This is a genomic window from Falsochrobactrum shanghaiense, from assembly GCF_003149535.1.
Classification (GTDB): Bacteria; Pseudomonadota; Alphaproteobacteria; order Rhizobiales; family Rhizobiaceae; genus Brucella; species Brucella shanghaiense.
In genome coordinates this window covers 1-869 of record NZ_QGDB01000032.1, presented here as the reverse complement: position 1 = coordinate 869, position 869 = coordinate 1, and the positions used below count along the sequence as shown (strand labels likewise).

The window sequence follows — 869 nt, the reverse complement described above, 5'->3', positions numbered from 1 at the left end:
TATCTGGCGCCCTTCGAGGAATTCCAGCGCTTCAAGACGCATCCGGCGATCCGCGACACATTCGAGGGCGGCAAGCGGCTCTCCTATGGCGCGCGCGCGATTACCGAAGGCGGCTTCCAGTCGGTGCCAAAGCTTTCCTTCCCCGGCGGAGCGCTGATTGGCTGCTCGGCGGGCCTCGTCAATGTGCCTCGCATCAAGGGCAGCCACAATGCGGTGCTTTCCGGCATTCTCGCCGCCGACAAGATCGCGGAGGCTATCGCCGCAGGCCGCGCCAATGACGAGCCGGTCGAGATCGAAAACAGCTGGCGTGATAGCGCCATCGGCAAGGATTTGAAAAAAGTCCGCAACGTTAAGCCGCTCTGGTCGCGCTTTGGCACGGCAATCGGGGTGGGGCTCGGCGGTCTTGATATGTGGACCAACCAGCTTTTCGGCTTTTCGCTTTTCGGCACGCTCAAACACGGCAAGACCGATGCGCAATCGCTGGAACCAGCGGCAAAGCACAGGAAGATCGACTACCCCAAGCCGGATGGCGTGCTGACCTTTGATCGTTTGTCATCGGTGTTCCTGTCGAACACCAATCACGATGAAAACGAGCCGGTGCATTTGCTGGTTCGCGATATGGAGTTGCAGAAGACATCGGAACACGATGTTTTTGCTGGCCCATCGACGCGCTATTGCCCGGCAGGCGTTTATGAATGGGTGGATGCCGACGGCAATGCGGCGTCCGATCCGAGCGCGAAGGATGTGCGTTTTGTGATCAATGCGCAGAACTGCGTGCACTGCAAGACCTGCGACATCAAGGATCCGAACCAGAACATCAACTGGGTTCCGCCCCAAGGCGGCGAAGGACCGGTCTATGTAAACATGTA

Annotated in this window: 1 protein-coding gene; it reads left to right on the top strand. The window is 58.8% G+C overall.

What is annotated here, in order from left to right; genetic code table 11:
• A partial coding sequence (locus DKP76_RS18865) for an electron transfer flavoprotein-ubiquinone oxidoreductase (protein WP_146198961.1) occupies nucleotides 1–869 on the top strand: 869 nt, incomplete at both ends.